Origin of the sequence: Streptomyces sp. NPDC006450 (genome assembly GCF_040612195.1) — a bacterium.
Classification (GTDB): domain Bacteria; phylum Actinomycetota; class Actinomycetes; order Streptomycetales; family Streptomycetaceae; genus Streptomyces.
The window spans coordinates 1-2,236 of record NZ_JBEXPT010000261.1; the positions used below are offsets into that span (position 1 = coordinate 1).

General features: G+C 75.1%; 2 protein-coding genes. Both read right to left on the bottom strand.

What is annotated here, in order from left to right:
• Positions 1–295 precede the first annotated feature (295 nt).
• Entirely contained in the window at positions 296–943 is a 648-nt protein-coding gene (locus ABZY57_RS32675; protein ID WP_356518166.1) for a TetR family transcriptional regulator, read from the bottom strand.
• A complete protein-coding gene (locus ABZY57_RS32680) occupies positions 940–1,773 on the bottom strand; it encodes a sugar phosphate isomerase/epimerase (protein ID WP_356518168.1) in 834 nt (277 codons plus the stop codon). Before ABZY57_RS32680 ends, ABZY57_RS32675 begins: the two co-directional genes overlap by 4 nt.
• Positions 1,774–2,236: the final 463 nt, after the last annotated feature.

Consider the following 2,236-nt stretch of genomic DNA (forward strand, 5'->3'; position numbering starts at 1 on the left):
CTGCGAAGCCCTGGCCCGGGCCAGGTGGACTGCCGCCCTGTGAGATGCCGCTGCGCGGGGCCTGTCCCCTACCCGCCCTTCGCCCGTTCCGGGGGGGGGGGGGCCCCCCGGCGGGGCCCCCCGCGCCCGCGGCGCGGGGGCGCGCCCCCCGCCCCCCGCGGGTGGTGTTCTTGCGCGTGCTCCGGGGCCACCCCCCCCCCCCCGCCCCCGCCCCCCAGGCCCCCCCCCCCGGGACGGGTGGCTCAGTAATCGGGCACGGGTGCGGAGGGTACCGGGGGCCGTGCGCGGGTGCCCGTCATTCCTCGGTCAGGTAGCGCTGGAGGGTCGGCGCCACCAGCTCGATGATGGTCTCCGGGTCCGCCGATGCGAGCGGCTCGACCTGGACGACGTAGCGCAGGATCGCGATGCCGACCATGTGGGAGGCGGCGAGCTCGGCGCGGAAGGTCGGGTCGGGGACGTTCAGGTCGGCCGCGATCCGCTCCAGCAGGCGGTGCAGGATCAGCCGGCGGAGCACCTTCGCGGCGGCCTCGTGGGTGAGGGCCGAGCGGATCACGGCGAGCAGCGGGGTCCGGGTGACCGGGTTCTCCCAGACGCCGAGGAAGTAGCGGGCCAGGCGCTCGCCGATGCCGTCCGGGCCCGCACCGAGGATCTTGGGGAGGACGAGGGCGGGCTCCATGCTGAGCTCGATCGCCGCGGCGAAGAGGTCGTCCTTGCTGCCGAAGTAGTGGTGCACCAGGGCCGGGTCCACGCCGGCGGCCTTGGCGATCCCGCGGACCGAGGTCTTGTCGTAGCCGCGCGCGGCGAACTCCGCGCGGGCCGCGAGGCGGATGCGCTCCTGGGTGCCGGGGCCGTCGTCGACCTCGTCCTGGCGGGGCCGGCCGGGCCCTCGGCGGGGCTTCGGCGGCGGGGGGGCCGGCGCGGGGTCCGGCAGGGGCTCGGTCACCGGCGCGGGGTCCTGGGTGCCGGGCCGGGGGCGGTCGCGAGGTGGAGCCGGGTGAAGGCCAGGGCCTCGGCGAGGTCGGCCTCGCGCTCGGCGGAGGACATCGCGCGGCGGGTGTTGACCTCGATGACGACGTGCCCGTCGAAGGAGATGGCGGCGAGCCGCTCCAGCAGTTCGGCGCAGGGCTGGCTGCCCCGGCCGGGGACGAGGTGCTCGTCCTTCGCGGAACCGTTTCCGTCGGCGAGGTGGATGTGGGCGAGGCGGTCGCCCATCCGGTCGATCATCGCGTTCGCGTCGGTGCGGGCGGTCGCGGTGTGCGAGAGGTCGACCGTGAAGTGGCGGTAGTCGTCCTTGGTCACGTCCCACTCGGGCGCGTAGGCGAGCATCTCGCGGTCACGGTAGCGCCAGGGGTACATGTTCTCGACGGCGAAACGGACGTCGGTCTCGTCCGCCATCCGCCAGATGCCCGTGACGAAGTCGCGGGAGTACTGGCGCTGCCAGCGGAACGGGGGGTGGACGACGACCGTGCTCGCACCGAGCTTCTCGGCTGCCGCCTGGGCGCGCTGGAGTTTGGTCCACGGGTCGGTGGACCAGACGCGCTGCGTGATGAGGAGGCAGGGGGCGTGGATGGCCAGGATCGGGACCTGGTGGTGGTCGGAGAGGCGGCGCAGGGCCTCGATGTCCTGGCTGACCGGGTCCGTCCAGACCATGACCTCGACGCCGTCGTAGCCGAGGCGCGCGGCGATCTCGAAGGCGGTCGCCGTTGACTCCGGGTAGACGGAGGCGGTGGAGAGGGCGACTTTCGCGGTCGGGATCCGGACTGGTTCTGCCACGGGGACAGGGTATCGGGGTCCCGGTGGAGGCGGGCCCGTCCTGGCGGACGGGGGGCCCCGGGTGGGCGGGCCCGTCCTGGCGGACGGGGGGCACCGGGTGGACGGGCCCGTCCTGCGAAGCCCTGGCCCGGGCCAGGTGGACTGCCGCCCTGTGAGATGCCGCTGCGCGGGGCCTGTCCCCTACCCGCCCTTCGCCCGTTCCCCGGGCTCCGCCCGGACCCGCGCCTCAAACGCCGGCGAGGCTGAGGATGCCACGCCCAGGCATCCGGAGAGGGTCCCGGGGCCGGGGGCGGGGGCGGGGGCGGGGTGGGGTGTCGGCCGGGACGTAAAGCGTGATGTGTGGCGCAAGAACACCCCGCCACTGTCAAGGCAAACAGGGGGCGCCTAAATCATGCAGTCCAGGCCGACACCCCACCCCGCCCCCGCCCCCGCCCCCGGCCCCGGGACCCTCTCCGGATGCCTG